The organism is Pseudomonas sp. 05L36, from assembly GCF_056398125.1.
Genome location: NZ_JBFTOU010000023.1, coordinates 1 through 14,748 on the forward strand (window position 1 = coordinate 1; position 14,748 = coordinate 14,748).

Annotated in this window: 16 protein-coding genes and 1 pseudogene; 10 read left to right on the forward strand and 7 right to left on the reverse strand. The window is 61.6% G+C overall.

Annotated features, from left to right (window positions below):
- Positions 1 to 613, reverse strand: a pseudogene (locus AC1DKH_RS22185) (copper oxidase); the annotation flags it as partial.
- A 454-nt stretch (positions 614 to 1,067) separates the two neighbouring features.
- On the opposite strand from AC1DKH_RS22185, the gene AC1DKH_RS22190 reads away from it, so the two are divergent.
- Positions 1,068 to 1,790 carry a GNAT family N-acetyltransferase gene (locus AC1DKH_RS22190; protein ID WP_477799319.1) on the forward strand — a complete coding sequence of 241 codons (723 nt, stop codon included), beginning with the start codon at positions 1,068 to 1,070 and terminating at the stop codon, positions 1,788 to 1,790.
- 229 nt (positions 1,791 to 2,019) lie between these two features.
- On the opposite strand, the gene AC1DKH_RS22195 is transcribed toward AC1DKH_RS22190, so the two are convergent.
- Together AC1DKH_RS22195 and AC1DKH_RS22200 are read right to left on the reverse strand one after the other, a co-directional pair.
- The gene (locus AC1DKH_RS22195) at positions 2,020 to 3,150 is read right to left on the reverse strand and encodes a DmpA family aminopeptidase (protein WP_477799320.1); all 1,131 of its coding nucleotides are present in this window, start codon (positions 3,148 to 3,150) and stop codon (positions 2,020 to 2,022) included.
- A 181-nt stretch (positions 3,151 to 3,331) separates the two neighbouring features.
- On the reverse strand, positions 3,332 to 4,435 hold the full coding sequence (locus AC1DKH_RS22200; protein WP_477799321.1) for an extracellular solute-binding protein: 1,104 nt from the start codon (positions 4,433 to 4,435) through the stop codon (positions 3,332 to 3,334).
- Between the two features lie 110 nt (positions 4,436 to 4,545).
- On the opposite strand from AC1DKH_RS22200, the gene AC1DKH_RS22205 reads away from it, so the two are divergent.
- Positions 4,546 to 5,319: a helix-turn-helix transcriptional regulator gene (locus tag AC1DKH_RS22205; RefSeq protein ID WP_477799322.1), complete on the forward strand. Its 774-nt coding sequence runs from the start codon at positions 4,546 to 4,548 to the stop codon at positions 5,317 to 5,319.
- An 84-nt stretch (positions 5,320 to 5,403) separates the two neighbouring features.
- On the opposite strand, the gene AC1DKH_RS22210 is transcribed toward AC1DKH_RS22205, so the two are convergent.
- Entirely contained in the window at positions 5,404 to 6,345 is a 942-nt protein-coding gene (locus AC1DKH_RS22210) for a class I SAM-dependent methyltransferase (RefSeq protein ID WP_477799323.1), read from the reverse strand.
- A gap of 258 nt (positions 6,346 to 6,603) precedes the next feature.
- Here AC1DKH_RS22210 and AC1DKH_RS22215 point away from each other — a divergent pair, with 258 nt between their 5' ends.
- From AC1DKH_RS22215 to AC1DKH_RS22235, 5 genes are all read left to right on the forward strand, one after another.
- Positions 6,604 to 7,221, forward strand: a complete 618-nt coding sequence (locus AC1DKH_RS22215; RefSeq protein ID WP_477799324.1) for a cytochrome b/b6 domain-containing protein — start codon at positions 6,604 to 6,606, stop codon at positions 7,219 to 7,221.
- The gene (locus AC1DKH_RS22220; RefSeq protein ID WP_477764933.1) at positions 7,218 to 8,003 is read left to right on the forward strand and encodes a molybdopterin-dependent oxidoreductase; all 786 of its coding nucleotides are present in this window, start codon (positions 7,218 to 7,220) and stop codon (positions 8,001 to 8,003) included. The genes AC1DKH_RS22215 and AC1DKH_RS22220 overlap by 4 nt, the downstream gene beginning before the upstream one ends.
- Positions 8,004 to 8,055: 52 nt before the next feature.
- Entirely contained in the window at positions 8,056 to 8,325 is a 270-nt protein-coding gene (locus tag AC1DKH_RS22225; protein WP_477753145.1) for a pentapeptide MXKDX repeat protein, read from the forward strand.
- A 282-nt stretch (positions 8,326 to 8,607) separates the two neighbouring features.
- On the forward strand, positions 8,608 to 9,015 hold the full coding sequence (locus AC1DKH_RS22230) for a response regulator (RefSeq protein ID WP_477753144.1): 408 nt from the start codon (positions 8,608 to 8,610) through the stop codon (positions 9,013 to 9,015).
- 60 nt (positions 9,016 to 9,075) lie between these two features.
- The gene (locus AC1DKH_RS22235) at positions 9,076 to 9,741 is read left to right on the forward strand and encodes an HAD-IA family hydrolase (RefSeq protein WP_477799325.1); all 666 of its coding nucleotides are present in this window, start codon (positions 9,076 to 9,078) and stop codon (positions 9,739 to 9,741) included.
- Positions 9,742 to 9,775: 34 nt separating this feature from the next.
- On the opposite strand, the gene AC1DKH_RS22240 is transcribed toward AC1DKH_RS22235, so the two are convergent.
- Positions 9,776 to 10,435: a methyltransferase family protein gene (locus tag AC1DKH_RS22240; RefSeq protein WP_477799326.1), complete on the reverse strand. Its 660-nt coding sequence runs from the start codon at positions 10,433 to 10,435 to the stop codon at positions 9,776 to 9,778.
- Between the two features lie 218 nt (positions 10,436 to 10,653).
- Here AC1DKH_RS22240 and AC1DKH_RS22245 point away from each other — a divergent pair, with 218 nt between their 5' ends.
- Complete coding sequence (locus AC1DKH_RS22245) at positions 10,654 to 11,586, forward strand: pyridoxal-phosphate dependent enzyme (protein ID WP_477753141.1); 933 nt, start codon at positions 10,654 to 10,656, stop codon at positions 11,584 to 11,586.
- Positions 11,587 to 11,639: 53 nt separating this feature from the next.
- On the opposite strand, the gene AC1DKH_RS22250 is transcribed toward AC1DKH_RS22245, so the two are convergent.
- Positions 11,640 to 11,960, reverse strand: a complete 321-nt coding sequence (locus AC1DKH_RS22250; protein ID WP_477753140.1) for a DUF2388 domain-containing protein — start codon at positions 11,958 to 11,960, stop codon at positions 11,640 to 11,642.
- A 118-nt stretch (positions 11,961 to 12,078) separates the two neighbouring features.
- Here AC1DKH_RS22250 and AC1DKH_RS22255 point away from each other — a divergent pair, with 118 nt between their 5' ends.
- Together AC1DKH_RS22255 and AC1DKH_RS22260 are read left to right on the forward strand one after the other, a co-directional pair.
- Positions 12,079 to 13,188 (forward strand): NAD(P)/FAD-dependent oxidoreductase, encoded by a 1,110-nt coding sequence (locus tag AC1DKH_RS22255; protein WP_477799327.1) that lies wholly within the window; start codon positions 12,079 to 12,081, stop codon positions 13,186 to 13,188.
- A 72-nt stretch (positions 13,189 to 13,260) separates the two neighbouring features.
- Positions 13,261 to 13,857, forward strand: a complete 597-nt coding sequence (locus tag AC1DKH_RS22260) for a DinB family protein (RefSeq protein ID WP_477753138.1) — start codon at positions 13,261 to 13,263, stop codon at positions 13,855 to 13,857.
- On the opposite strand, the gene AC1DKH_RS22265 is transcribed toward AC1DKH_RS22260, so the two are convergent.
- Positions 13,778 to 14,698, reverse strand: a complete 921-nt coding sequence (locus AC1DKH_RS22265; protein ID WP_477799328.1) for a LysR substrate-binding domain-containing protein — start codon at positions 14,696 to 14,698, stop codon at positions 13,778 to 13,780. The genes AC1DKH_RS22260 and AC1DKH_RS22265 overlap by 80 nt on opposite strands.
- Positions 14,699 to 14,748: the final 50 nt, after the last annotated feature.

Here is a 14,748-nt window from a genome sequence, read left to right on the forward strand (position 1 = left end):
TGAGGAAGGCTTCGATCTGCGCTTTCCACGGGTTGCGGTCCAGCGAGTTGGAATACTGCGACGGATACGGGTACAGCCCCGGCTGGCGCATGAAGGCTTCCAGCGCCGCGGCCGAAGGGCCACTGCGGGCGATGCTGTTCGGGTCCTGCACGGGAGCCGGGCCGACGGTCGGAGGCGGGAAGGTCAGGGGCGGTGCCGGCAGTGTCGGGTCGAGTTTCTCCGTGCCGAATTCTTCGAACAGCAGCAGCTGCTGAGAGTACGGCGCGGCCCCGAACAATGGGCTGGGCTTGCCATTGGTGGGGATCTTGAAGGATGTTTGCTGGGCCGGCTGCAGCACGTTGTCGGTCGTTGGCGTGGTGCGGGTGCCGTACATGCCATTGGGTAGGGCGATGGCGCCCTGATTGGTGGGCGGCATGGTCAGTATCGAATCCAGCGCGGCCTTGGGATCGGCCGGCGGGTTGGTATACGCCGATGGATCCGTTGGAGGTGGATAGCTGACATCGTCAAGCGGTACGGCGTTTGCGTTGCCGAGGCTGATGTTGATCAGCATCACAGCGGCGATGCTCGGTTTCCTGAAAAGGCCGAGCGACTTGAGGTTAGGCGTGTTTTTCATTTTGTTGCCCTCGGGGCGCGCCGGTGTGGCTGACGTTGGCAAAACGCTCGATGCAAGAGGTGCGCCAAGCGCGGGGAGATCCGGGGGAGACAAATAGCTGATTGATATCAAACGCTTGATGAATCGGACTTTGGTCGTAGTGGCGCAGTGGGTGGGAATCCTCAAAGTTGGGGGGCTCACCCACCCATTCCCCCCCACTCACACCACAGGCCGGTGTGATGGTGGACGCTTTCGCGAACAGGCTCGTTCCCACAGAAAAACCAGTTGTGGGCAAAACCGCTGTCCCTCTGTGGGGACGAGCCGGCTCGCGAAGTGCACAGTTCATCGAGCACAAAGTGTGCCTGACTCACTGCTGTCAGCCTCGAAAACGCAACGCCTCCCGTAGTAACGCAAACGCTGGCGAGGTCAGGCGCGCTATGATAGGCGGCCCTTGCCCCCGGAGCCCGTCACCGCAATGCCCCTGATCAGCCACTTCAAGACCCCGTGCCCCGAGCACATCAATAGCCAGATCCTGCAGATGGTGGTCGACAACCTGACCGACATCAGCATGGTCGCGATCCCGCCCAGCAACCTGCTGTACAACCTTTATCAATACGCGATCGGCTATGAGGTGCACCTGTATCTGGAGGCGCTGAACGGTGAAAAAGGCATTGCCGTGGAGCTGATTGTCGCCACTGATGAAGACGACCCGCAAAAGGTGATTGGCTTTGTGCTGTACCTGCCGGTGCAGGACGACCCCGAGGCGTGTGGCGTGGCGTACATGGCGGTGCAGGCCGAGTATCGGCGCCAGGGCGTGGCCCGGCGGATGCTGCGGGAAATGGTCGGCCGCTATCCCCATGCCGAACTGACCTGCGCGGTGGCCAAGGTGCCGTATTTCGAGGCGATGGGCTTTGAGGTGCTGGGCGTGCGTGCGACCCAGGTGTTGATGAACACCCGCGACCACGCCACCGATGGCTTGATGGCCTTGCTGGATGTGGCGTCGATCTACAGCTCGCTGGAAGTGCGGCAGATTCATACCTACCTGCTGCAAAAGCACGGCAAGCGGGCCATGACCGACGCGGAAAAACAGCGCGACCGGCATCTGGACCAGTTGACGCGCAAGGCCAATGAATTTGTGCGGGGGCGCTTGGGTGACAATGCCGTACTGGCCGCCGGCCCTCGGTTGCGCCTGGTCTGACCGCATTCTGTTTAACACCACAAATCCCCTGCAGGAGGAATGTGTGGTTTTCAGAGGTAAAAAAAGAGCCTCAAAGCTCTTGATGGGGAGGAAGTGGAGCCGTGAGGCTCAAGATGCGCGTAAAACAAGCGGTGAGCTTGGTAGTGGTTCAGTTCACTCACCACCTACGCAGCGGCTTGAGCAAGCAAGCGGCTGCGTAAGTTCATCCTAGAAAGACCGAGTGTTTCACTCAAGTACCGCTAGTCGCATCCCCCGGCCAGCCGGCGCGACGCAACGCCTTGAGCAACGTTTCGGCATCCAGCCCCGGTACCGCATGCCCGTTGCCTTCGGCGGTGTCGGCGGCGAGCAAGGCATTGATGATGGCTTCTTCCACGGCTTCGGTGGCCGCCAGGAACAGCTCGCTGATGTGATCGTTGTTGACCATGCTCAGGTTGTCGGTGGTCGGTGCTTTCTTGCTCTCATAGGCGGCCGGCGGCACGTGTTCATTGCCGGTGGCGAAGGCGATGAAGATGTCGCCGCTGTGGTCTTCATTGCCGCCGCCGGTGCGGGCCAGGCCGAGGCTGGCGCGCTGGGCCAGGCGGGTGCACTGGTGCGGCAGCAACGGCGCATCGGTGGCCAGGCAGACCACGATCGAGCCCATCCCCGGGTGGGGCAACGAGGCCTTGAGGAACGGCGAATCGACCTGTTCCATGTAGCGCCCGACCGGATACCCATCAACGCGCAGTTCATTGCGAATGCCATGGTTGGCCTGGACAATCGCGCCGACCGTCCAGCCACCCTGGGCGCTGTTCAAGCGTCGCGACGCGGTGCCGATGCCGCCCTTGAATTCGTGGCAGGTCATGCCGCTGCCACCGCCGACATTACCTTCGGTCACCGGCCCGCCCGCCGCCGAACACACGGCCTGGGCCACGTGTTCCGGCTTCACGTGAAAGCCGTTGATGTCGTTGAGCAGGCCGTCGAAGGTTTCCAGTACCACCGGCATGTTCCAGTAGAGGCGCCCGTCATCCGGTTGCTGCTCACGGTCGAGCACGATCAGCGCATCGCGCACCACGCCCAGGCTGTGGGTGTTGGTGAAGGCGATGGGACTGGTCAGCAAGCCGGCCTCGCGAATCCACTCCAGCCCCGTGGCATCGCCGTTGCCGTTGAGCACATGCACACCGGCAAAGCACGGTTGCTGACTGGTGGAGCCGGCACGCGGTTCGATGACGGTGACACCGGTGAGGATGTCGCGGCCGGTGGCGGTGCGTCCTCGTACATTGCTGTGGCCGACGCGCACACCGGGGACGTCGGTGATGGCGTTGAGCGGGCCGGGCTGCAGTTGGCCGATAGGAATGTTCAAGTCGCGGGCGCGTGGTTTCATGGTTTTCTCATCTTCAATTCGTGGCAGAAAAATGCGGTCAACACCTGTAGGAGCTGCCGAAGGCTGCGATCTTTTGATCTTTTGATCTTTTGATCTTTTGTTTTTGTCGATCCGCAATTTTTCAAGATCAAAAAATCGTCCGAACGCGGCCCGAGCCTTCGGCAGCTCCTACAGGGGGGGGTTATTGGCCGTTTTTGACCTTGCTCCAGATCCGCGTGCGCACCCGTTCGGTAGCCTGCGGCAGGGGCTGGAGGGTGAACAGGGTGGCCATGGCTTCGGCTGGCGGATAGACGGCCGGGTTGCTACGGGTGGCTTCGGCCACCAACGTGGTCGCGCTACGGTTGCCGTTGGGGTAGTTGAGGTGGTCGCTGACCGGGGCGATGACTTCAGGGCGCATCAGGTAGTCGATGAAGGCCATCCCTTGTTCCGGGTGCGGGGCGTCCTTGAGCAGTACCAGCGTGTCGAACCACACCGGCGCGCCTTCCTTGGGCAGGCTGTAGGCGATCTTCACGCCGTTGCCGGCCTGCTCGGCGGTGTTCTTGGCTTCGAGCATCGCACCGGACCAGCCGACCGCCACGCAGATGTTGCCGTTGGACAGGTCGCTGATGAACTTCGACGAATTGAAATAGGCGATGTGCGGGCGCAATTTCAGCAGCAGCGTTTCGGCCTTCTTGTAGTCCTCGGGGTTGGTGCTGTTGGGCGGCAGGCCAAGGTAGTGCAGGGCCACCGGCAGCATCTCCGACGGCGAGTCGAGCATGGCCACGCCGCATTCGCCGAGTTTGGCCAGGTTCTCTTCCTTGAATACCAGGTCCCAGGAATCCACCGGCACCTTGTCGCCCAGCGCGGCGCGTACTTTGTCGATGTTGTAGCCGATGCCGTTGGTGCCCCACAGGTAAGGCACGGCGTACTGGTTGCCTGGATCGTTGTTGGCCAGTTTCGCCAGCAGATCGGTGTCCATGTTCTTGAAGTCCGGCATCTGCGCACGGGGCAGGGGGGCGAGGGCGCCGGCCTTGATCAGCGTGGGCAAACTGAAGTTGCTGGCCACCACCACGTCGTAGCCGCTGCGGCTGGTGAGCAACTTGCCCTCGAGCACTTCGGCACTGTCGAAGGTGTCGTAGACCGGTGCAATCCCGGTGTCACGCTTGAAGTCCTGCAGGGTGGTGGGGCCGATGTAGTCGTACCAGTTGTACACGTGCACGGTCGGAGCTTCGACAGCAAAGGCCGACAGCGACACCGTCAGGCAGGCGCCAAACCCCAGATTGAAATACAAGCGGTGACGACTCATGATGCGGCACTCCTGGCCTGTTGCGGCCGGTGGTAATCAGGAGTTTGCAGCGTATCGACCGGGGTGGCCTTCACCCATTCCCATCATGGGTTACTCGAAAGGGGTAGTGCGTGGACGCGTTGTTGAAAGAGTTGCCGGTGCACCAGGGGCTGGCGCGGGTTTTCACGGCGGTTGGGCGGGACGGCTTCTGGCGTGCGCTGGTCGATACCTTGCGCTTGCTGGTGCCGCTGGACAACGCGCTGGTAGCGCTGATGCGCCCGGGCCACGTGCCGCGCCTGCTGATTGACTTCGATGCCCAGGGCAGCCCCGACGAGCATGAAGAACTGGCGGACTACAGCGCTGGCATGTACCTGCTCGATCCGTTCTATCAAGCGGCCTGCGCGGGCATCGCCGACGGCTTGCACAGCCTCGACTCGGTGGCCCCCGACCAGTTCCAGCACAGCGAGTACTACCTGAGTTACTTCAGCACCGTGGTCGGTGGGGACGAGTTGCAGTTCATGGTCAACGTCGACGGCGCTGTGCTCGGCTTGTCCCTCGGGCGTTCGACGCGCTTCAGCCTCGAGGAGCAGGGCCGCCTGATTTGCGTGCGTGACTGGGTGCTGGCGGCGATGCGCCGACACCTGGATTTGCTGCCGCCGCAAGGGCCGGTCGCCGAACCACCGGCCGGTGATCTGGCGACCTTGCTCGATCGCTTCGACGCACGCCTGACAGTGCGTGAGATCGAAACCGCACGCCTGATTCTCCAGGGCTTTTCCAGCAAGGCCATCGCCCAGCAAATGGGCATCTCCCCGGAGACGGTGAAAGTGCACCGGCGCAACCTCTATCACAAGCTCAACGTGAACGGGCATGGCGAGTTGTTTGCGCTGGTGTTGCGGCCGCGTTGAGATCCAAGTCTAAAGATCGCAGGCTTCGCCAGCTCCTACAGGGGTATGCACAGGTCCGTAGGAGCTGCCGCAGGCTGCGATCTTTCAGCTCCGCAGCTTGAACACCAACGCCTTCAACCCACATTCAACATCCGCATCCGGAAACTCCGGCGGATTCTCCAGACGCTGCTCGAACCGCAGGCCCGGTGCCTCACGAGTCACGCCATCGATCAGGAAGTCCGCACCAAACGCCGGGTCGTTCATGCAGGCCAACACCGTACCTTCAGGGCTGAGCAATTCCGGCAACCGGCGCAGCACGCGCTGGTAATCCTTGGTCAGCAAAAAGCTGCCTTTCTGGAACGACGGCGGGTCGATGATCACCAGGTCGTACGGCCCCTTGCCAATCACCTTGCCCCAGGATTTGAACAGGTCGTGACCGAGGAAGCTGACCTTGCTCATGTCGTGGCCGTTGAGCCGGTGGTTGTCGCGGCCACGGTTCAAGGCGGGGCTCGACATGTCGAGGTTGACCACGTGGCTCGCGCCGCCTTCGATGGCCGCCACCGAGAAACCGCAGGTGTAGGCGAACAGGTTCAGCACCCGTTTGCCCTCGGCATTGGCGCGGACCCAATCGCGGCCGTAGCGCATGTCGAGGAACAGCCCGGTGTTCTGTTTGCGGCCCAGGTCGACCCGGTACTTCAGCCTGCCCTCAGTGATCGTCAGTTCGTCGATCTCTTCCCCGAGCAGCCACTCGGTGGTGCTTTGCAGCAGGTAGCGATGTTGCAACAGCAGCGTGTGGGCACCGGATTTTGCCCACTGTTCAGACTGGGTGATCGTCATCAGCACCTGCTTCAAGTCTTCCAGTTGCGCCGCTTCCGGCTCCTTGAACAGCGCCACCAGCACCACGCCCTGCAACCAGTCCACAGTCACTTGCTCCAGCCCCGGCCAGCAGCGGCCACGGCCGTGGAACAGGCGGCGGGTTTCGGCGGGGACGGCCGCGAGGGCGGTCAGCAGGTGCTGGTTGAGGGTGGCGAGGGCTTCAGCGTTCATTGGTCTGGGTCGGCAAATTTCGGGGGCGGCATTTAACCATAATTGCGCAACCGGCGGAGCACACAAAACCCTGTAGGAGCGAGCTTGCTCGCGATGGTGTGTCAGTCGACACAGCGGCGCCTGATACACCTTCGCGAGCAAGCTCGCTCCTACAAGTATCCGGTGGCAGTTATCACGTTTAATTTAACTTTACGTGAGGATTTGGCGATCTTCCGGCTCCCATAATCGGCTCCAACGAACAACAACCGGGAGCCGGACATGTCGCAGAGCACTGCTTCACCCAAGTCCAGTCATCCACGCTGGCTACGCCTGACCCATTGGCTCAACGCCCTGGCGGTGCTGGTGATGGTGACCAGCGGCTGGCGCATCTACAACGCCTCGCCGATCTATGAATTCAGTTTTCCCAAGTCGATCACCCTCGGCGGCTGGCTCGGTGGCGCGCTGCAATGGCATTTCGCGGCGATGTGGTTCCTGGCGATCAACGGTTTGATCTACCTGGCCTTCAACCTGTTCAGCGGGCGCCTGAAGCGACGTTTCTTCCCGATGTCGCCCAAAGGTGTGCTGCATGACCTGTGGGCCGCCTTGCGCGGAAAACTCGGGCATGCCGACCTCAGTCATTACAACCAGGTGCAACGGGTCGCTTACCTGTTCGTGATGGTCGACATCACGCTGCTGGTGCTCTCCGGGCTGGTGTTGTGGAAGTCGGTGCAGTTCCCGCTGTTGCGTGAATTGCTGTTCGGTTATGAAGGCGCGCGCCGTGTGCACTTTTTCGCCATGGCGCTGTTAGTGGCCTTCGTGGCAGTGCATCTGCTGATGGTCGCGCTGGTTCCGAAAACGCTGTTGGCCATGATCGTCGGCCGCAAGGAGCAGGTATGAAAAAGCGCATTCAGGTCCCCGGGCTGGACGAGGCTTCGATCCTCACCGACGCCCGCAAGATCCTCGCCCCGCAGATCGAAGATCGCTCGCGCCGTTCGTTCCTGCTGCGTGGCCTGACCCTCGGCGGCGTGGCCATGCTGTCCGGCTGCAACATCACCGACAACGAAAGCGTCGAAACCGCGCTGTCGTCCATGTCGCGCTTCAATGACCGGGTGCAAGGCTGGCTGTTCAACCCCAACGCCATGGCGCCGACCTATCCAGAGTCGATGATCACCCGGCCGTTTCCCTTCAATGCCTTTTACGGCATCGACGAGGCGCCGACGGTGGAGGAGGAGGGCTATCGCCTGGAAGTCACCGGCCTGGTCGCCGACAAACGCAGCTGGCGCCTCGAAGAGCTGCGCGCCATGGCCCAGACCGAGCAGATCACCCGGCACATTTGCGTCGAAGGCTGGAGCGCCATCGGGCGTTGGGGCGGCGTGCGCTTCAGTGACTTCCTCAAGCGCATCGGCGCCGACACCGATGCCAAATACGTCGGTTTCAAATGCGCCGACGACTACTACACCAGCATCGACATGGCCACCGCGCTGCATGCGCAGACTCAGTTGACGCTGACTTACGACGGCGCCGTGCTGCCCCGCGAGTACGGCTTCCCGATGAAGCTGCGCATGCCCACCAAGCTTGGCTACAAGAACCCCAAACACATCCAGGCGATTTTCGTCACTAACACCTATCCGGGTGGCTACTGGGAAGACCAGGGTTACAACTGGTTCGGTGGCAGCTGACGGGGGCCGGCCATTTCACACGTCCACAACCCACGTTCCAAGGAGCTTCATCATGAAAAAGTTGACCACCGTTGTTCTGTCCATGTGCCTGGCCGTTGGCGCTGCCTCTGTGTTCGCAGCTGACACGATGAGCAACGACAGCATGAGCAAGGATTCGATGTCCAAGGACGCCATGTCCAAGGATGCGATGAAAAAAGACGCGATGAAGAAAACCGATTCGATGTCCAAGGACGCAATGTCCAAAGACAGCATGAAGAAAGACGAGATGAAAAAAGACGCGATGTCCAAGGATGCGATGAAGAAAAGCGAAATGTCGCAGTAAGTCCAGCCACCGCAGACCCTGTGGGAGCGAGCTTGCTCGCGATGAGGGCATGACAGTCGACATCGATGTTGACTGATCCGCCGCCATCGCGAGCAAGCTCGCTCCCACAGGTTTTTCCGCAGGGCCTCGGGGTAGCGTGCTGCACAAGATTGATCAGCCCACTTGATACCAGCCACTTGGCTGTATCAAAAATGAATTTTCCGCCGAGTCCGCTGCTCATACCCTATAGGTAGCGGATTTGAGCCCGCGATTTCATTGAGGCAATCAGGGAGCGGCACGGTCATGAGTCGAGTACCGACGGCGGGTGGAGATCTTCCTGGCGGGTTGATTCTGGTGGTTGAGGACGATCCGCTGATCCTGGAGTTTCTCTGTGAGATTCTTCAGGAGGAAGGTTTTGTCGTCGAGCCGCAAACCAGTGCGGACGCGGCAGTGATGTATCTGGAGCAGCATGCGCCGCAGGTGGGCATGCTGCTGACGGACATCACCATGCCCGGCACGCTCAATGGCGCGGACCTGGCTAACCAGTTCGGCGATCGCTGGCCGGACAAGCCGATCATGATCATGTCCGGTTTCGAAACCCCGGCCAGCTCCGGGGTGCGACATGCCGTTTCGTTCATCAAGAAACCCTGGGCCATCGGTTCGTTGCTCGATTGTGTCGACGGCGCTTTCAAGTCAAAGAGACTCAACTGACTCACTCGCAGGTGTTACATTCCCGGGCAAATCCGTCCGGCACCTGCGAGGTTCTTTTCCTTGTCTGATCACACTGTTTTCAACTCGACTTACCGTGCCTTTCTGTTCGACATGGATGGCACCGTGCTGACGTCCATTGCCGCCGCCGAGCGAGTCTGGACAACCTGGGCGGTGCGCCATGGCGTCGATGTCGACACCTTCCTGCCCTCCATTCACGGCGCCCGCGCCGTCGACACCATCAGGCGCCTGGGCTTGCCCGGGGTGGATGCCGAGGCCGAAGCCGCGTGGATTACCGAAGCGGAAATCGACGATGTCGACGGGGTATTCGAAGTGGCTGGCGCGTCGGGCTTTCTCAAATCACTGCCGACTCATCAGTGGGCCATCGTCACTTCCGCCCCACGGGAATTGGCGTTGCGGCGAATGGCGGCGGCGGGGATTCCTGAACCCGCCGTCATGATCACTGCCGAGGATGTGACTGCCGGCAAACCGGACCCCGCGGGTTACCGCCTCGCGGCCCGGCGCCTGGGTGTCGAGCCTGCACAATGTCTGATTTTCGAAGACGCTACGGTGGGCATTCTGGCGGCCGAGGCGGCGGGGGCGGATTTGATGATCGTGACGGCGACTCATGAACAGCCGATCAAGACGTTGCATGCGACGTTGGCGGGTTATGAATCGGTCCGGGTTCAGGTGGATGCCGATGGTTCGGTTCGATTGAAGTCTGTGTAAACAACAGCAATCCCACAGGGGAACAGTGTTCCAGTCAGTAAAACCCGGGGATCAGCCGCCAGGAGCGGGCGCAATAGGCCTCGTATTCGCTGCCGAACTGTGCCCGGAGCAAGGCTTCTTCCGAGTGAATGCGCGCGATCAGCGGGATCAGCGTCAGCGCCACCAATATCAGCCCGACACCAGAACGAAAGGCCAATGCCCAACCCATGCCGATGACCATCATCCCCAGGTAACTGGGGTTGCGCAGGTTGCGGTAAATCCCATCGGTGACCAGCCGATGCCCCGGCTGAATGGCCACCAGCCCGCTGAAGCGCTTGCCCAGCACAAACACCGGCCATAACCGCAGCGCGCCGCCGCCGACGAATAAGAGTGTGCCGAGCCAGCGCACGCCTTCACCGCCAAAAGTCCAGAAATCGATGCGGTCGGTATAAGCCGGCAGAAAGCCGCTCAGTAAGCCGATCACGCCGAAGGCCGGAATGACCCAGCGGTTGGCCCGGTCTTCGCGTTCCCCCGAGCTCAGGTTGACCTCGGTGAACAGAGAAGCGACAGCCATGATCAGAGTGGCCAGGGCAACGACGACCAGTGAACCGTGGCTGAAATAGGCTGCGAAACCACCCAGTCCCCAGATCGCCAGGGCGAGGTAGGCGAGGGTGCTGACGACGGCGAAAAACGCCAGTTTGGCCGAGATTTTCATGGTGCCTCCGCGAACAGGCTTACGTAGGAGCTGCCGTAGGCTGCGATCTTTTGATCGCTCTTTGGCCTCAGAGTTTCCATGGGTAAAAGATCGCAACCGGCGCCGGACCGCTGAGACGGTCGCCCCGAGGCCGGGTGAACTAAGCTTGGGAGAGAGGACCGTTCACCACCGGCTGGCCGAAGTGCTCCGCGAGCCGGTGGCGTGTAACAGGAGCCCATATGCTTCACATCAGAACGCCTTTGATCCTGCACCCTGGCCTGTCGACCCCGTCCCGCCGTATCTGGCTGAAACTGGAAAACCTGCAACCCAGCGGCTCGTTCAAAATACGCGGCATTGGCTTGCTGTGCAGCCGGGCGGCGCAGCAGGGCAAGCGCAAGGTGGTCTGTCCCTCCGGCGGTAACGCGGGACTGGCCACGGCCATGGCCGCTGCATGCCTGGGGCTCAAGGCATGCATCGTGGTGCCGCACACCACCCCGCAAAGCACCAGGGCGCGGATCAGCATGACCGGCGCCGAGGTGATCGTCCACGGCAAGGTCTGGGACGAAGCCAATCAACGGGCACGGGAACTCGCCCAGGACCCACGCAGTGAATTCGTGCCGGCCTTCGACCACCCGGTGTTGTGGGAAGGGCACAGCACTATGGTCGATGAAATCCTTGACGACTGCCCGCCAGTGGATGTGCTGGTGGCATCGGTGGGCGGCGGTGGCTTGCTGGCGGGCCTGCTCACTGGTCTGATTCGTCATCGGCACACCGATTGCCGCATCGTTGCCTGCGAAACCGAAGGCGCGGCATCGTTCGCCGCGGCGGTGGCGGCCGGGTACCCGGTCAAATTGCCGAAAATCGACACTGTCGCCACCTCCCTGGGCGCCGCGCAAGTGGCCGCCTGGCCGGTCAAACACATCGGCGATTTTCCCCATGAATGCGTGGTGCTCAGTGATGATGAGGCGATCATGGGCGTAGTGCGTTACGCCAATGATTTGCGTCAGCTGGTCGAGCCGGCGTGCGGGGTTTCATTGGCGATTGCCTACCTCGATCACCCGGCGATTGCCGACGCCCATGACGTGGTGATCGTGGTGTGCGGCGGGGTGAGTATCAACGCACAACTCGTGGCCGGGTGGGCAAGCTTGTCCACTGGCACGCACGCGAGGTAGGGCTGGAAACGCTATCCCGGCGTCACAAGCCCCACCGCTGGCGATGACGATCTTCAGTGATCGGCGGCAACGCCTTCCTGGACGAGAATGGCGCGGGCTAGGTCTTCGTCGCTTGCGTTGTTGAGGGCGGGATTGTCCTGACGGATCTTTTTCAACACCGCCTCCAGATAGGCACCACGAATCGCACCGCCACTGGCGACGAAGCTGGAAGCGTCATCCCGGGCGGGAATCATGAGTTTGTGGTCTTTGAACGTTGAGTACAGCGAAGCGGAAACCCCGGCGGAAGTGGCGACGTCACCCGCATCCACTTTGGCCAGAGCCGAGCCGAAGGGTAAACAAAGTACCAGGGAAGAAATGATAAACATCCGGCGCATGACGGTGTCCTCCGACAGCATGAAGCATAAGGGAATTACCACATAGTTTAGGATGCGTGGCGGTCGCCGAGAGTTCCCTGGCATTAGCGAGGAACGGGCTGAGAGGGAGGCAAGGTCGTTGAACGTCGATATTCAAAGCGTGGTGATCGGGGCAGGCGTGGTCGGGCTGGCGGTGGCCAGGGCGCTGGCCATGAGCGGGCGGGAAGTGCTGGTGGTGGAGGCCGGCGGGGGGATCGGCACGGGCATCAGTTCGCGTAACTCAGAAGTGATTCACGCCGGCATCTATTATCCGGACGGCAGCCTCAAGGCGCGGTTGTGCGTGGAGGGCAAGCAGCGTCTCTACGCCTATTGCGATGAGCACGGTGTCGATTGCCGGCGCGTGGGCAAGCTGATCGTGGCCACCGATGAACAGCAGTACGCGGCTTTGCAGCGTCTGTTGCAGCAGGGGCGTCTCAATGGTGTCGATGACCTGCAATGGCTGGATGGGGCACAGGCCCGGGCGTTTGAGCCGGCGTTGTCCTGTGTCGCGGCGCTGTGGTCGCCGTCTACTGGCATCGTCGACTCCCACGCCCTGATGCTGGCGCTTCAGGGCGATGCCGAGCGGTTCGCAGCGACGCTGGCCTTGCGCACACCGCTGCTGTCGGCCCGTTGCACGGAGCAGGGCTTCGAGTTGCGCATGGGCGGCATTCAACCCATGACCCTGTACTGCCGCGAATTGATCAATTGCGCGGGGCTGTCCGCTCCCGGGGTGGCGCGCGCTATTGTCGGTCTGCCTGGGCAATTCATTCCCCGGGCGCATTTGTGCAAGGGCAGTTATTTCAGTTTCAGCGGCCGGGCGCCGTTTCGCCACCTGGTGTATCCGGCCCCGGAGAACGCGGGACTGGGTGTGCACATGACGCTCGACCTGGGTGGGCAGGCGCGCTTCGGGCCGGATATCGAATGGGTCGAGCACATCGATTACCGCGTCGAACTCCGCCGGGCCGAAGGGTTCTATCAGGCGATCCGCCGTTATTGGCCGGGTTTGCCGGACAACAGCCTGCAACCGGCCTACAGCGGCATTCGCCCGAAAATCAGCGGGCCGACTGAACCGGCTGCCGACTTTCTCATCAGCGGTCGGGCCGAGCATGGGGTGGAGGGGCTGGTCAATCTGTTCGGTATCGAATCACCGGGGCTGACCAGTTGCCTGGCGCTCGCCGAACACGTAGTAAAACGCCTGGACGACCGATGATCAGGGCTGGCACTGCCTTGCGGGCATTGGGTCTATGCTAGGGAGTGCGCTTACTGCCATCGGAGAACTCTGATGATCACCGTACGCACTGCCTGTCTGCTGGCCGATTACAAACGCTGGGCCAATCAGCGCCTCTTTGACAGCCTCGCAGCGCTCCCTCCGGGCGAAGTCAAAAAAGAACGGGTGTCGGTGTTCAAAAACATGATCGGCACCCTCAATCACGTGTACGTGGTGGATTGCATCTGGCAGGCGCACCTCGAAGGCCGGGGGCATGGCTTCAAGACTTCACACGACCTGCTGCATGCCGATCTGTCCGAACTGCGCCTGGCGCAAAAAGACATCGATCGCTGGTACTGCGACTGGAGCGCCCGGCAAACCGATGCCTCCCTGGACAAGCCCCTGGAATTCACCTTTGTCTCGGGCGAAAGCGGCACCATGAGCGCCGGCGCGATGCTGATGCACGTGGTCAACCACGCCAGCTATCACCGTGGCTGGGTGGTGCAGATGTACTTCGAGATTCCGGCCATGCCACCGGTGACCGACATGCCGGTGTATTTGCGCGAGTCCGAGCCGATAGTCCTGCAGTCGATCAATGCCCCGATAGTGGCGCCGCCATGTGCTGTGCAATTTTCGAGCGCAACCAGCGTTCTGCCGGATCGTTATCGTTGACCCCGTTCCAGACCATCGACAGTTCGGACAGCTTGATATCAAACGGCGCGTCGTCTGCCCGGAGCTGGCTGCTGCCTTCGATCAAGGCACTGGCCGCGTAATCCGGCACGGTGGCGAGCATGTCAGTACCCGCCAGCAAGGCCCGCAACCCCGCGAACTGTGGCACCGCCAGCACCACCCGGCGCGAACGGCCAATCCGTGCCAGGTCGTTGTCGATGGCACCGCTCAAGTCCCCGGAGAACGACACCAGCGCGTGAGGGCGTTCGCAGAACTCGTCCAGGGTCAACGGGCCGGGGCGGTCATCGCCGCGCAGGATCTTCACACTCAAGTCGCGCAATTTCTTGCGCTTGGCATTGGCCGGCAATTCCGTGGTGTAGCTGATGCCGACGGTAATCTCGCCGCTGGCCAGCATTGGCGACATCAGCAGGAAATTCACCCGGCGCACCACCACCACAACGTTCTGCGCTTCCTCACGAATCTGCTTGAGCAGCGGCGGAAACAACCCGAACTCGGCGTCGTCGGACAGACCGATGCGAAACACCTCGCGACTGGTGGACGGCTCGAAATCCTTGGCCCGGCTGACCGCTCCGGAAATGGTGTCCATCGCCGGTTGCAACTCCTTGAGAATCTGCAAGGCCCGCGGGGTCGGCTCCAGGGTTCGTCCGTTGCGCACCAGCAACGGGTCGTCGAACAGATCGCGCAACTTTGCCAGCGACGCGCTGACAGCGGGCTGGCCGAGGAACAGTTTTTCCCCGGCCCGGGTCAGGTTCTTTTCGAACATCAGGGTTTCGAAAATCACCAGCAGGTTCATGTCCACGCGGCGCAGGTCGTTGCGGTTCATGCCGGGGTTCTCGGTGGTTTTTTGAGTCTTCTCAGTAAAGCACCAAACGT